Origin of the sequence: Kitasatospora sp. NPDC058190 (assembly GCF_042883685.1) — a bacterium.
Taxonomy (GTDB): domain Bacteria; phylum Actinomycetota; class Actinomycetes; order Streptomycetales; family Streptomycetaceae; genus Kitasatospora.
This window is the reverse complement of the sequence record NZ_JBHVVI010000023.1, coordinates 15,113-28,351: the sequence shown is the minus strand read 5'-3', so window position 1 is coordinate 28,351 and position 13,239 is coordinate 15,113. Positions and strand designations below refer to the sequence as shown.

The window sequence follows — 13,239 nt, the reverse complement described above, 5'->3', positions numbered from 1 at the left end:
CGCACCGGCGCCGGGTCGTTCGTACGGCGATCGGACGACTCGGCGCGCGGGTGTTCGGAACGCCGGTTAGCGTCGGCCGCAACACGTCCTCAGCCCCGGAGGTTGCAGTGCAGCGGTGGATCGTCCTGACGGTACTGACCTCGGCCCTCGTCGGCCTCGCCCCTCCGGCCCTGGCCGCCGACCCCGACCCGACCGATGACCCGGTCACCACGACGGTGACCCTCGGTAAGGCCCGGATCGATCCGAAGGTCCCCGGCCGGGTCCGGGTGGACGTCGACTACCTGTGCTCGGTCGCCGACGAAGCCCGCTCGCTCACCGTCTCGGTCGAGCAGAAGGACCCGGAGGACTCCTCCTCCATCGCCTTCGGCTCCAGCCGGACCGCCGAGGCCGACATCCTCTGCGACGGCACGCAGCAGCAGCGGCAGCTGATCGTCCAGTCCAAGACCGTCAACTGGATCCCGGGCGCCGACGCCGTCGTGATCGCCACCGTCTCCAACATCGGCGCCACCCCGTCGGCCGCCGCGGACTCCCTCCGGGTGAAACTCGCCGTCGGCTGACGCACCCGCCCGTCCGGGCCGGCGCCCTCGTCCTACCGCTGCACGTACCACCACGTCATGCGCGGCATCCTGACGGCGGTCGGAGCCTGACAACCCAGGCCCCGACCCGCGGCTTGACCCCTGTCCGCTCGGGCTCTATGCCTGAATTGAGGTACATCGCTCCGGGGCCCTGCGCCCGGAGGATCAGGAGGCCGGGAGATGACACGCGCGGTCGGGATAGACCTGGGTACGACGAACTCGGTGGTCTCCGTCCTGGAGGGCGGCGAACCCACCGTCATCACGAACACCGAGGGCGCACGGACCACACCGTCCGTCGTCGCCTTCGGGAAGGGTGGCGAGGTGCTCGTCGGCGAGGTGGCCAAGCGCCAGGCGGTCACCAACGTCGATCGCACGGCCCGGTCGGTCAAGCGGCACATGGGCGAGGGTGCCTGGCGGTTCCCCGACAGCGGGGACGTCGAGGGCCACCGCTACACCGCGCAGGAGATCTCCGCCCGGGTGCTCCAGAAGCTCAAGCGTGACGCGGAGTCGTACCTCGGCGAGAACGTGACGGACGCCGTGATCACGGTGCCCGCGTACTTCAACGACGCCCAGCGCACCGCGACCAAGGAGGCCGGCGAGATCGCCGGGCTCAAGGTGCTGCGGATCGTCAATGAGCCGACTGCCGCCGCCCTCGCCTACGGCCTGGACAAGGAGAGCGACCAGACCGTGCTGGTCTTCGACCTCGGTGGCGGCACCTTCGACGTCTCCCTGCTGGAGATCGGCGAGGGCGTGGTCGAGGTGAAGGCCACCAACGGCGACACCCATCTGGGCGGCGACGACTGGGACCAGCGCGTGGTCGACCACCTGGTCAAGCAGTTCAAGAACGGCTACGGCGTCGACCTGTCCAAGGACAAGATGGCCGTCCAGCGGCTTCGGGAGGCCGCCGAGCGGGCGAAGGTGGAGTTGTCGTCGGCGACCGAGACGACGATCAACCTGCCGTACATCACGGCCTCCGCCGAGGGCCCGCTGCACCTGGAGGAGAAGCTCACCCGCGCCCAGTTCCAGCAGCTCACCGCCGATCTGCTGGAGCGCTGCAGGGCGCCGTTCCACCAGGCGGTGAACGACGCGCGGATCGAGGTCTCGGACATCGACCACGTGATCATGGTCGGCGGCTCGACCCGGATGCCCGCGGTGACCGAGCTGGTGCGGGACCTCACCGGCAAGGACCCGCACAAGGGCGTCAACCCGGACGAGGTGGTCGCGATCGGCGCCTCGCTCCAGGCGGGCGTGCTGAAGGGCGAGGTCAAGGATGTCCTGCTGCTCGACGTCACGCCCCTGTCGCTCGGGATCGAGACCAAGGGCGGCATCATGACGAAGCTGATCGAGCGCAACACGACCATCCCGACCAAGCGCTCGGAGATCTTCACGACGGCCGAGGACAACCAGCCGTCCGTGCAGATCCAGGTGTTCCAGGGCGAGCGCGAGATCGCCGCGTACAACAAGAAGCTCGGCATGTTCGAGCTGACGGGGCTCGCCCCGGCCCCGCGTGGAGTCCCGCAGATCGAGGTCACCTTCGACATCGATGCCAACGGCATCATGCACGTCGCCGCGAAGGACCTCGGCACCGGGCGGGAGCAGAAGATGACCGTGACGGGTGGCTCGGCGCTGCCCAAGGACGACATCGACCGGATGGTCCGCGAGGCGGAGCAGCACGCGGAGGAGGACCGGCAGCGCAAGGAGGAGGCCGAGACGCGCAACGGCGCCGAGCAACTCGTCTACTCGACGGAGACGTTCCTCCGGGACAACCAGGACAAGATCCCGGGTGATGTGCGCGGCGAGGTGGAGACGGCCGTGGCGGAGCTGAAGGAGAAGCTCAAGGGCGAGGACAGCGCGGCGATCCGGGACGCGCGGGACCGGCTCGCCCAGGTCAGCCAGAAGCTCGGCCAGGCCATCTACGGGCAGGCGGGCGGGGGCGGGTCCGGGGCGTCGGGCACCGCGGGCGCGTCCTCGGGGGCCGCTGCCGAGGAGGAGGTTGTGGACGCCGAGATCGTCGAGGACGAACGAGGTGGCAAGGCCGGCTGAGCACCCTTGTCCGCCTGGGCGGGGCGGGAGAGGCTGGAGGGAGTGGGGCCGCGCCGAGGTCAGGAGGCAGCGGTGGTTCAGGTGAGCGTCCCCGTGGTCTTCCCGAGCGGTGGCGGTGTGCTGATTCCCGCCGCCGAGGTCACCACCATGCTCCGCAAGGTGGCGGCCGGCTGGGTGAACCTGGCGAACGGCCGGGACGGGGAGACGGACTACGACCCGGAGACCCTCCTCGCGCTCGCCGGGGCTCTGGGCCGGTTGGCCGACCAGATCGACGTGGAGTGCATCGCCTTCTCGTCGCGCGGCCGCGAGTGAGGAGGCGACCCTTCCTTTTCCTCTGATTCCACAGGTGAACCGGGAGACCTCGGTCTGGCTCCGTGTTCTACAGTGCTGTAGAACTATGGCCCTATGGCCCACAGGTGAACAGCGAACGGGGGGCACACCATGGACAGGCCGCTTCGACTGCCGCAGCAGGACCGGGCCGACTTCGAGACGGAGCTCGGCAGAGCGCTGGCGGCGCCGCAGGTGCGGGCCGCGCTGCGGGACGCCGGCGAGGAGGCGCGCGGGGTGGAGCGGTTGCGGCGGACGGCGCGGGAGAACGCCGAGTACGTGCTGGCCGCTGCTGCGCCGGAGTACGAGCGGTACGCGACGTTGCGCGCGGACGCCGACTCGGCGGCCCGGCTGCCGGTGGACGCGCCGGCGCGGGAACGGGTGTCCGGGTGGTGGGGGGTGCTGGGGGTGATACTGCCGATCGTCGCCGCCGCGGCTGCCGCGGTGCTCCTGGTGCTCGGTTATGTGCTGGGGCTGTCCGAGGACATGGAGGTGCTGGGGCGCGCGCTGGTGACCGCCGGCTGGGTGGCCGCAGGGGTGGCGGCGGTGTGTCTGCTGGTGGGCGGGTTGGGCCTGTTGGGGGCGGCGGCCCGGGGGAAGGGGCCGGCGGCCGAGGAGGCGAGCGGGCTGGGGGAGTTGGTGCAGGCGCGGGACGCCTGGCGGTCGGCGTTGGCGGAGCGCGGGCTGGTGCCGTTCCTGGTGGCACAGGCGAACGCGGGGCGACACGCCTGACGGGGGGAATCCCAAGGCGAGGTCGGGTCGGGTAAGGGGCAGTTAAAATCCGCGCCGGGTCGCCGAGTTGGCGAGCCGGTCGCAGGGGTGTCGGCTCGGGGACCATCGGGCCAGGTGGGGCGGGTGCGCCACCGCGCCGGGGTGGGGTCGGGCGGGGTGTCCGTGGGCGGGTGGCGCCGGTTCGCGCCGCTCGCAGGGGCCTTGTGCGCGAGGTTCAGTGAAATATCATATGGCGCATTGCACAGCGGCCCGGGCGAGATCCGGTTCCCCATCCCCAGCCCCCGCCGCTTACGCGCACCCTCCCCCCACGTCATGAGAGACGGAACCCGACCCGTGATCAGATTCCGATCCCGACTGTTCCAACGCGGCCACCGAACCGCACTGGTGGCCCTCGCCGCCGCCCTGGCCGGCGCCGCGCTGAGCAGCCCGCTGACCGCCATGGCCGAGCCGCACAAGGCGGAGACCGCCACCGTGGTGGCCGAACCGGGCACCCCGAAGACGGCCGCCGCCCCGCAGAAGTCCGGCCCGCACCGGGCCCGGGCCGCCCGGACCGGCCCGGTCGCCACGGCGAACACCGGCAACAAGAAGACTCCCCAGCTGATGGACGGCGCCGACCCGGGCACCGGCAAGGACGGCGACGGCAACGTCGCGAACCAGTACGACCTCCAGGTCACCTACAAGGGCGGCCAGGAGTCGACCGGTGTCGTGATCGGCGCGCCCAAGGTCTACCTGGTGCTCTGGGGCTCCCAGTGGGGGACCCCGTCGACCAACTCGACCGGCGACACCGTGACGACCGGGGACCCGGATCAGGCCGCCCCGTACCAGCAGGACTTCTTCAAGGGCCTCGGCAGCGCCGGCGACGGCTGGAGCGCCGTCCTGACCCAGTACTGCGAGGGCATCGCCGCCGGTTCCGTCCAGTGCCCGGCCGGATCCGCGCACATCCCGTACCCGCAGGCGGGGAGCGTGCTCGCGGGTGTCTGGGTGGACAACGCCGCCCCCGCGCCGCAGGCCGCGACCGAACCGCAGCTCGGTGCCGAGGCGCTGGCCGCCGCCAAGCACTTCGGCAACCTGACCGAGGCGCAGAACCGCAACGTCCAGTACATCATCGACTCGCCGCAGGGCACCGACCCGGACAAGTGGAAGGAGCTGGGCTACTGCGCCTGGCACGACTTCCAGCGCTCGCCGTACGGCCAGCTCGCCTACACCAACATGCCGTACCTGACGGATGTGGCCGGCTGCGGCACCAACTGGTTCGGCGAGAACACCCCGAGGGGCCGACTGGACGGCTACGGGATCATCGGCGGCCACGAGTACGCGGAGACGGTGACCGACCCGAACACCCCGGGCGGGTGGACCGACGCCACCGGCCAGGAGGTCGGTGACAAGTGCGCCTGGATCCCGCAGGGCGCCAACGGCGGGCTGTTCTTCGAGAACCTGTCGACCGGCAGCTTCCCGCTGCAGACCCTGTGGTCCAACACCGACCACCTGTGCATGGCCTCGGACCCGGTGGTGACCAGTCCGCCGGTCTCGGTGAGCACGATGTGCGACCGGACCGACAAGGCCGGGCAGCCGCTGTCGGTCCCGGCGGTGGGCGTGTCCAGCAGCGGTTCGGCCCTCACCTACAGCGCCACCGGGCTGCCGCAGGGGCTGGCCATCGACGCGAAGAGCGGGGTGATCTCCGGCACCGCCGCCGCGACCAACGGCTACCAGCGGATCACCGTGACGGCGACGGACGCGGCGGGCAAGGCGGCGTCCACCGGCTTCTGGGAGAACCTCAGCGCCGCCGGCGGGACGGGCTGCGGCTCGATCGAGCAGCTCATCGACGCCGGTTTCGAGAACGGCTCGGCGGACGTCAACCACACCGTGATGACGGACGCGTGGAGCCCGTCGGGGTACAACATCATCACTCCGTCCAGCCTGCACGCGCCGCACTCCGGCTCGTGGTACGCCTGGCTCGGCCAGAACACCGGGACGGACGACTCCATCACCACCTACCTGAACACCTACCCGGGCTACGGGCAGGCGAGCTTCTCCTTCTGGCTCGACACCGAGTCGACCAACGCCTCCACCACCGCGCCCGACACCCTGTCGCTGGTGGCGATCAACCAGTACACCGGGCAGCCGATCGGCACGGTGAAGACCTGGAGCAGCCAGAACCCGACCAACGGCTACCAGTACCAGTCGGTGGATCTCTCCTCGGTCATCGCCCAGGTCGGCTGGGGGACCACCATCGGCCTCAAGCTGGTCTCCCACGAGACCGGTGCGACCCCGACCACCGCGTTCCTGATCGACGACGCCTCGGCCCGGGAGAGCTGACCTCCCGCACCGAGCGCCCGAACTCCGGCCCCGGCACCGCGCGTTGCGGTGCCGGGGCGCACCGCGTGCCGATCACGGCCCGGGGGTCACGGCCCGGGAAGCGGCGGCGTGCCGGTACGGGCGGCGTCGGTCAGGAGCTGGGCGGCATCGAGCGGGATGTCGAGCCGCCGGGCGATCCACGGGGCCGGGCGGCCGGCCCTGGCGAGCATCCAGGCCGAGTACAACTGGCCGAGCTGGGGGGCGTGTTCGGTGAGCAGCAGGGGGCGGACGGCCTCCATCGGGAAGCCTTCGAGCGCCCGGGCGCTGTACTCGCGCCCGTTGGGGCCGAGCGGTGGCAGCGGCAGCGGGCGGCGGGCGTCGAGCCATCGGCTGAACAGCACCGCGCCGACCACCAGCAGCCCGGAGCAGGAGGCACCGATCAGGATGCCGCCGATCACCGGGCGGTCCTCCTCCTCCGCCATGCCGAGGGCGACCTCCTCCAGGACGAGCAGCCCGAGGACGGCGAGCAGGACCGCCGCCTCGCGCGGGCGCGGGAAGAGCCGGGACGTCGTCATCGGGAACCTCTTCCTCGGCAGGGGCGCCGGGGGTCGGGGGCGGGCGCGGCGACTCACCTTCCGTACAACGGTGGCGGGCGGCCCGGGGCACGCCTGGACGACCGGACGGTGGAAGACCGGTCGCCGAGTTGACGTAGCGTCAGAAGATCACCGGGCGAGCCGAGTTCTGCCGGACGGCGGCTCGGGGGTTCGGGGGCGGACGTGGGCGTGGTCGCGGGCCGGACTCCTGCGGTCCATGGGTCTCGCCTCCTTCCGGTCGGGCGCGCCGGGTTGGTGCGGACGTCGACGGGGCGGGAACTCATCGTGCGGACCTCCGCCAGCATAGCCCGGTCATGCCAAGCTCGACAGCGTTGTCGAAGTTGGCATGCGGAGCGGCCAACTCCCCGGCCGCCCTTGGGTGGTCGACCAGCGCGTAACCGGTGCGAATGGTGCCCGGACCCACTCGTGACGCCCGTGCGCCGGCGGCTTCAACGCGATCTGGCCAGGAATTCCGTGGCCTTAGTCATCGGGAGGAATGGCTTCCCTGAGCTGGGCGGCGCGGAGCGCCGCCGCATCGCGGATAGTGCATCAGCAGGTGGACGTGGTCGCGCTCGCCGTTGAACTCGCGCAGCTCGGCGCGGAAGTCGGCGCACACGTCCCGCATGATCTCTTCGCAGCGCCGCAGGATGCCGTCGGTGAAGACCCCGCGCCGGTACTTGGGGGCGAAGACCAAGTGGGCGTGAAGCATGTAGACGACGCTTCGACCCCTGTGTATAGCAGGGTTTGGTTCCCGTCGTGGTGATACGGACACCATGTTACGGTGGTTCGCATGTTGACGGCGATTCAGGTAAAGCTGATGCCGTCGCCCGAGGCGGCGGTGGCTCTCGCCAACACCCTGTCCGTCTGCAACCGGCAGGCCAATCGTGTCTCCGAGCTGGCGTTCCACACGGGGGCAAGGGCCCGGAGGACCTTGCAGGGTGCGGCGTATCTTGAACTGAAAGCGGCCGGTCTGTCGGCTCAGCCCGCGTTGCACGTCATCCGCAAGGTCGCGGACGCCTACTCGGCGCTGGTGGCGAACATCCGGGCCGGGAACCTTGGCAGGCGGGGAAGCAAGCGGCGTACCAGGCGTCGTTGCGCACGCCGACCGCAACGCCTCCCGCAACATCGCCCACCGAGCGGCCGTTGCCTGGGATGCGGGGCGGCAGTCATCCGCCCCTGTCACCGCGTAGCGGTGGCTGGACGCGGGAGCCCACCCAACAGCCAGTTGGGCGCTACCTGCAAGCTCGGCCGTTTACAGCCGAGAAGCTGACTCGCCCTACCGAAGTGATGGACCGGGCTTGCGGGTAGGGCGCGGCTGGCTGTCGCGTGGCCTCCCACGAGTACGCCCGCAGCCCGCGCGCCCTGGTGCGGCTCGGCGCGGAGGCGGTGGACTGCGAGGGCCGGGCCATTATGCTCCAGGAGCTGTAGGAGGCGGCGCCGGCGCGGGGTGGAGCTCTCCGCCGCCAGGCACTGGGGCGGCTCGCCGCGCTCGATCGCCTTCAACTCCCAGTGGTTCCGCATCGCCGTCGACCCGGACACCGGCGAGATCCGCATCCTGCGCAGCGTCCACGGCGCCGACGCCGGAAAGGTCATGAACCCGCTGCAGTGCCGGGGCCAGGTCGAGGGCGGGGCCGCCCAGGCGCTCGGCGCGACGCTGTTCGAACGGGTGCTGCTGGACGAGCGGGGCGAGGTCACCACCGCGGCCTTCCGCCGCTACCGGCTCCCGGCGTACGCCGATGTGCCGCGCACCGAGGTGCACTTCTCCGACACCTCGGACGCGATCGGCCCGCTCGGCGCCAAGTCGATGAGCGAGAGCCCGTTCAACCCGGTCGCCCCCGCCTTCGCCAACGCGCTGCGCGACGCCATCGGCATCCGCTTCACCGACCCGCCGTTCCTGCGCGACCAGGTGTGGCAGGCGCTGGCCGACCGGCCGCAGTGACGCGGCGGTCACCCTGGGTGGGGACTCCTCTTTCGCGGCCGGTGGTCCACAGTAGTAGGGGAGGCCGGGACGCATGGGACTCACCAGTCACAGACTGCTGGCGCTGGCGGCGTTGCTCGCGGTGGCCACCGTGCTCGGCACGCTCTGGGTCTGGCCCAAGCTCGCCGTCCGCAGCTGGCCCGCGATGTTCCTGCGGCTGGGCACCATCGCCCTCACCCAGGTGGTCCTGCTCGCCACCCTCGGGCTCGCCGTCAACGACTACTTCATCTTCTACAGCAGCTGGTCCGACCTGCTGGGGCGCGAGCACGGCGCCGGTGTCATCCAGGGCGCCGGAGCCACCCCGGGCACCAGCATCACCCCGGGCAGCAGCATCACCCCGGGCGCCGGCGGCACTCCGGGCGCCGGCGGTACCCCGGGCGCCGGCGCCACCCCGCCCGCCGGCGGCACTCCGGCGGGCGGGCACCCCGGGGTGCAGGCGCTCGGCACGGCGGAGATCACCGGCGCCGACTCGGCCAACCGGGACCCGGCCCGGATCGGCCGGCTCGACCAGGTCCGGCTGCCCGGTACCACCACCGGGCTGAGCACCGACGGGTACGTCTACCTGCCGCCGCAGTACTTCCAGCCCGGCAACGAGGGCCGGCACTTCCCTGCCGTGCTGGTGATGACCGGCTTCCCCGGGGACGCCAAGAACCTGGTCACCAAGCTGCGTTACCCGGCCACCGAACTCGACCTGCTGCACAAGGGGACGATGAAGCCGACCGTACTGGTGCTGATGCGGCCCTCGCCCAGTATGCCCCGGGACAGCGAGTGCGAGGACATCCCGCACGGCCCGCAGGCACAGACCTACTTCACCACCGACGTGCCCGCCGACCTGCGGGCCTCCTACCGGGTGCTGGGCGGTGCGGACGGCCTGGGCGCCATGGGCGATTCGACCGGCGGCTACTGCGCCCTCAAGCTCGGTATGGAGCACCCGGCGGTCTTCCCTGCCGTGGCCTCGCTCTCCGGCTACTTCAAGGCCCCGGAGGACGTGACCACCGGCGACCTCTTCGGCGGCAGCCAGCAGCGCCGCGACGAGGCGAACCTCGACTGGCGCCTCACCCACCTGCCGCCGCCCGCGCTCGCCGTGCTGCTCGCCGACAGCAAGGAGGACGGCAGCACCTACGCCGACTCCACGGCGTTCGCGGCGTCCGCCCGTCCGCCCCTGGTGGTGGCCCAGGCGACGGTGGACACCGGCGGCCACAACTTCACCACCTGGGACCGGTTGATCCCGCCCTCGCTCAGCTGGCTCAGCGCGCACCTGGCGGATCCGGCGTAGCGGGCGCGTCGGGCGGGCCGCGTGCTCACCGCGCGAGCAGCGGCAGTGGTGCCCCCGTACGGGCGGGAAGTTCGAGCCGGGTCAGCAGCGCCGACGGCGAGACCTCGACCACCCGGCAGCCGGCCCGGTGCCGGCAGTGCCGGGCGACCGACGCGCCGCGCAGCCGGTCGAGGCCGCGCCGGGTGGCGGCGCCCAGGACGAGCAGGTCGTCCGGGCCGGTGACGGCGCCGACCAGGGCGGGTCCCGGCTCGGCGTTCACCACCATGGGGTGGATGACCAGGCCGGACGGGTAGCCGCCGTAGGCCTGCTCGAAGGCGATGTCCAGCCGCCGCCGGGCGGCGTGCTCCAGCTCGGAGAGCGGGCGCAGCCCGTCCTTGTCGCCCGCCGTCCACGCGGCGACGGGCACGAGCACGGCCTCGTGCCGGGCCGCCTCGCCGACGGCGTGGTAGAGGGCGGCCAGACTGCTCAGTGATCCGCTCAGGCCGACGATCACTCGGTTTGTGCCGGTCATGGCCGTTCGCCTCCGTCTCTCCGGTAGTTCACTCCGGTCGAGTTCCGCCGGTTCGGTACTCCTTGCTTCGGATGACTCCAGTGAACCCCGGAACAGCGCCGTCCGTACGGCCGCTGACACCGTCATGACGCCGGTCGTGCACATCTTGACGGCCTACTGACAGGTCCGCCGCTCCGGAGGGATTCAGCCCAGTCCCGGCACGAACTGGATCAGCAGGTCGATCGCCTTGATCCCGAGGAACGGCAGGATCAGCCCGCCCAGCCCGTACACCCGCAGGTTGCGCCGGAGCAGGTCGGTCGCGGAGGCGGGCTGGTAGCGCACGCCGCGCAGCGCCAGCGGGATCAGCGCGATGATGATCAGCGCGTTGAAGATGATCGCGGAGGCGATCGCCGAGGTGGGGCTGTGCAGTTCCATGATGTTGAGGTGGTGCAGCCCGGGGTAGGCGTTCGCGAACATCGCGGGGATGATCGCGAAGAACTTGGCCACGTCGTTGGTGATCGAGAAGGTGGTCAACGCTCCCCGGGTGATGAGGAGTTGCTTGCCCACGCGGATGATGTCGATCAGCTTGGCCGGGTTGGAGTCGAGGTCGACCATGTTGCCGGCCTCCTTGGCGGCCGGGGTGCCGGAGTTCATCGCGACGCCGACGTCGGCCTGGGCGAGGGCGGGGGCGTCGTTGGTGCCGTCACCGGTCATCGCGACCATGTTCCCGGCGGCCTGCTCGCGCCGCAGGTGGGCGAGCTTGTCCTCCGGGGTGGCCTCGGCGAGGAAGTCGTCCACGCCGGCCTCCGCCGCGATCGCCTTGGCGGTCAGCGGGTTGTCGCCGGTGACCATGACGGTGCGGATGCCCATCCGCCGCAGCTCGGCGAAGCGTTCGGCGATGCCCTCCTTGACCACGTCCTTGAGCTCGACCACGCCGAGCGCCCGCGCGCCGTGCCGGTCGTGCACGGCGACCAGCAGCGGAGTGCCGCCGGTCTCGGCGATCCGGTCCACCAACGGCTTGGCCTCCATCGGCAGCCGCCCGCCGCAGTCCTCCACCCAGCGGGCGACGGCCGCGGCCGCGCCCTTGCGGATCAGGCAGCCGTTGCCGTCCGACCAGCGCAGGTCGACGCCGCTCATCCGGCTGTGCGCGGTGAACGGAACTGGCTGCTGCTCGCCCAGTTCGCCGGGGGCCCTTGGCGGGACCCAGTACTGACGGTTCGTCAGTTCGATCAGTGAGCGCCCCTCCGGGGTCTCGTCCGCGACGGACGCCAACTGCGCGGCCTCGGCGAGCTGTTCCATCGTGGCGCCGGGCAGCGGGTGCAGCGCGACGGCCCGGCGGTTGCCGTGGGTGATGGTGCCGGTCTTGTCGAGGAGCAGCACGTCGACGTCGCCTGCGGCCTCAACTGCCCGGCCGGACAGGGCGATCACGTTGCGCTGCACCAGCCGGTCCATTCCGGCGATGCCGATCGCGGACAGCAGGGCGCCGATCGTGGTCGGGATCAGCGCGACCATCAGCGCGACCAGCACGATCGTGGTCTGCGGTGCGTGGGCGTAGATGGCCATCGGCTGGAGCGAGACGACTGAGAGCAGGAAGATGATGGTCAGCGAGGCGAGCAGGATGTTCAGCGCGATCTCGTTCGGCGTCTTCTGCCGGTTGGCGCCCTCGACCAGGGCGATCATCCGGTCCACGAAGCTCTGCCCGGGGCGCGAGGTGACCCGCACGATCAGATGGTCGGAGAGCACCAAGGTGGCGCCGGTGACGCCGGTGCGGTCGCCGCCGGACTCGCGGATCACCGGCGCGGACTCCCCGGTGATCGCCGACTCGTCGACGCTGGCGACGCCCTCGACCACCTCGCCGTCCTGCGGGATCACCTCCCCGGCGGGGACGAGCACGATGTCGTGCAGCATCAACTCCTCGGCAGGGAGCACCTCGTGGCGGTGGTCGCGGGTGCCGACCCGCCAGTGCAGCAGCCGTCGGGCCGTCGTCCCGGCCTGGGCGCGGCGCAGCGAGTCGGCCTGCGCCTTGCCCCGGCTCTCCGCCACGGCCTCGGCGAGGTTGGCGAACAGCACGGTCAGCCAGAGCCAGAAGGAGATCACCCAGGCGAAGACGCTCGGGTGGATCACCGCGCTGATGGTGGTGAGCGCGGAGCCGGTCTCGACCACGAGCATCACCGGGTTGCGCGTCATCACACGCGGGTCGAGCTTCCGGACGGCGGCGGGCAGCGCCTCGGCCAGCTGCCGTCGGGTGATCAGCGTGCGGCGGCCTCTGGGTGAGGAGGGGCGGTGGCTCGGATGGTGCTGCGGGGGTCGCTCGGGCGCGGGCGCCGGGCGGCGGAACCAGTTCTGCTGGTGGTCGGTGGCATCCGGTGTGGTGAGGGCCGAACGGCGCATCGTCTCGGGGACCTTCCGGGCCGCCCCGAAGCGGCGGGGCGGCGGGCTCGGTGGCGACGGGGAACGGCCGACAGCCCACCACCGGATCCGGCCGCGCCATGCGGCTCTTGACGCAGGCTTGGCGGGGAACCGGCCGTCTTTGACAGTTCCCTGACACCATGATCGATTCGACTTCGACCTGCACGAACGGCCGTTCGCAGGGGCTGGAACGAGGGGGACGTCAGGAAGTCGTCAAGGTGCGCCCCCGATGCGTAGGCCGTGCGTCAAGGACCGGTGCCATCGGCGTACGGAAGGTCTCCACTGGAACCGAGGGTCGCCGGACGACGACCCCGCAGACCCGAGGAGCCCGCCGTGACCACCGCCACCGCCGTCATCGACGTCGACGCCGACCGGCCGCAGGAGCGCACCATCCGCCTGGTGCCTGCCGCCGGACGCCAGGACCGCCCGGAGCCGCCCTCGGAGGCCGCTGCGGTCGACCAGGCCCGGACCCGCCCGGCGCACTGCCGCTTCGCGATGCACTACGAGGACTGACCCACCGT

General features: G+C 71.5%; 10 protein-coding genes and 2 pseudogenes. 8 read left to right on the top strand and 4 right to left on the bottom strand.

Annotated features, from left to right (window positions below):
* Positions 1–107: 107 nt before the first annotated feature.
* From ACFVWU_RS13750 to ACFVWU_RS13730, 5 genes are all read left to right on the top strand, one after another.
* Positions 108–557 carry a hypothetical protein gene (locus ACFVWU_RS13750; protein WP_387619375.1) on the top strand — a complete coding sequence of 150 codons (450 nt, stop codon included), beginning with the start codon at positions 108–110 and terminating at the stop codon, positions 555–557.
* Positions 558–755: 198 nt separating this feature from the next.
* On the top strand, positions 756–2,618 hold the full coding sequence (dnaK, locus tag ACFVWU_RS13745; RefSeq protein WP_387619372.1) for a molecular chaperone DnaK: 1,863 nt from the start codon (positions 756–758) through the stop codon (positions 2,616–2,618).
* 72 nt (positions 2,619–2,690) lie between these two features.
* Positions 2,691–2,930 (top strand): DUF6213 family protein, encoded by a 240-nt coding sequence (locus ACFVWU_RS13740; protein ID WP_387619370.1) that lies wholly within the window; start codon positions 2,691–2,693, stop codon positions 2,928–2,930.
* Positions 2,931–3,059: 129 nt separating this feature from the next.
* Positions 3,060–3,677: a hypothetical protein gene (locus tag ACFVWU_RS13735; RefSeq protein ID WP_387619367.1), complete on the top strand. Its 618-nt coding sequence runs from the start codon at positions 3,060–3,062 to the stop codon at positions 3,675–3,677.
* Positions 3,678–4,010: 333 nt separating this feature from the next.
* Complete coding sequence (locus tag ACFVWU_RS13730; RefSeq protein WP_387619365.1) at positions 4,011–5,993, top strand: Ig domain-containing protein; 1,983 nt, start codon at positions 4,011–4,013, stop codon at positions 5,991–5,993.
* Between the two features lie 86 nt (positions 5,994–6,079).
* Here ACFVWU_RS13730 and ACFVWU_RS13725 read toward each other — a convergent pair whose 3' ends face one another.
* Together ACFVWU_RS13725 and tnpA are read right to left on the bottom strand one after the other, a co-directional pair.
* Complete coding sequence (locus ACFVWU_RS13725; protein ID WP_387619362.1) at positions 6,080–6,547, bottom strand: hypothetical protein; 468 nt, start codon at positions 6,545–6,547, stop codon at positions 6,080–6,082.
* 556 nt (positions 6,548–7,103) lie between these two features.
* Positions 7,104–7,340: pseudogene (tnpA, locus tag ACFVWU_RS13720) on the bottom strand (IS200/IS605 family transposase); the annotation flags it as partial.
* A 581-nt stretch (positions 7,341–7,921) separates the two neighbouring features.
* Here tnpA and ACFVWU_RS13715 point away from each other — a divergent pair.
* Both ACFVWU_RS13715 and ACFVWU_RS13710 read left to right on the top strand, forming a co-directional pair.
* Positions 7,922–8,504 (top strand): annotated as a pseudogene (locus ACFVWU_RS13715) (molybdopterin cofactor-binding domain-containing protein); the annotation flags it as partial.
* A gap of 73 nt (positions 8,505–8,577) precedes the next feature.
* A complete protein-coding gene (locus ACFVWU_RS13710; protein ID WP_387619359.1) occupies positions 8,578–9,819 on the top strand; it encodes an alpha/beta hydrolase in 1,242 nt (413 codons plus the stop codon).
* A gap of 25 nt (positions 9,820–9,844) precedes the next feature.
* Here the strand turns inward: ACFVWU_RS13710 and ACFVWU_RS13705 are convergent, their stop codons facing one another.
* Positions 9,845–10,330: a universal stress protein gene (locus tag ACFVWU_RS13705; protein ID WP_387619356.1), complete on the bottom strand. Its 486-nt coding sequence runs from the start codon at positions 10,328–10,330 to the stop codon at positions 9,845–9,847.
* Between the two features lie 183 nt (positions 10,331–10,513).
* Positions 10,514–12,700, bottom strand: coding sequence for a potassium-transporting ATPase subunit KdpB (kdpB, locus tag ACFVWU_RS13700; RefSeq protein WP_387619353.1), 2,187 nt, complete (start codon positions 12,698–12,700; stop codon positions 10,514–10,516).
* A gap of 351 nt (positions 12,701–13,051) precedes the next feature.
* Between kdpB and ACFVWU_RS13695 the strand changes: the two genes are divergently transcribed.
* Positions 13,052–13,231: a hypothetical protein gene (locus ACFVWU_RS13695; protein WP_387619350.1), complete on the top strand. Its 180-nt coding sequence runs from the start codon at positions 13,052–13,054 to the stop codon at positions 13,229–13,231.
* Positions 13,232–13,239 lie beyond the last annotated feature (8 nt).

Excerpts from the sequence above, each read along its gene's own strand:
- dnaK (WP_387619372.1), top strand. The coding sequence starts at position 756 with ATGACACGCGCGGTCGGGATAGACCTGGGTACGACGAACTCGGTGGTC.
- ACFVWU_RS13735 (WP_387619367.1), top strand. The coding sequence starts at position 3,060 with ATGGACAGGCCGCTTCGACTGCCGCAGCAGGACCGGGCCGACTTCGAG.
- ACFVWU_RS13725 (WP_387619362.1), bottom strand. The coding sequence starts at position 6,547 with ATGACGACGTCCCGGCTCTTCCCGCGCCCGCGCGAGGCGGCGGTCCTG.
- ACFVWU_RS13710 (WP_387619359.1), top strand. The coding sequence starts at position 8,578 with ATGGGACTCACCAGTCACAGACTGCTGGCGCTGGCGGCGTTGCTCGCG.
- ACFVWU_RS13705 (WP_387619356.1), bottom strand. The coding sequence starts at position 10,330 with ATGACCGGCACAAACCGAGTGATCGTCGGCCTGAGCGGATCACTGAGC.
- kdpB (WP_387619353.1), bottom strand. The coding sequence starts at position 12,700 with ATGCGCCGTTCGGCCCTCACCACACCGGATGCCACCGACCACCAGCAG.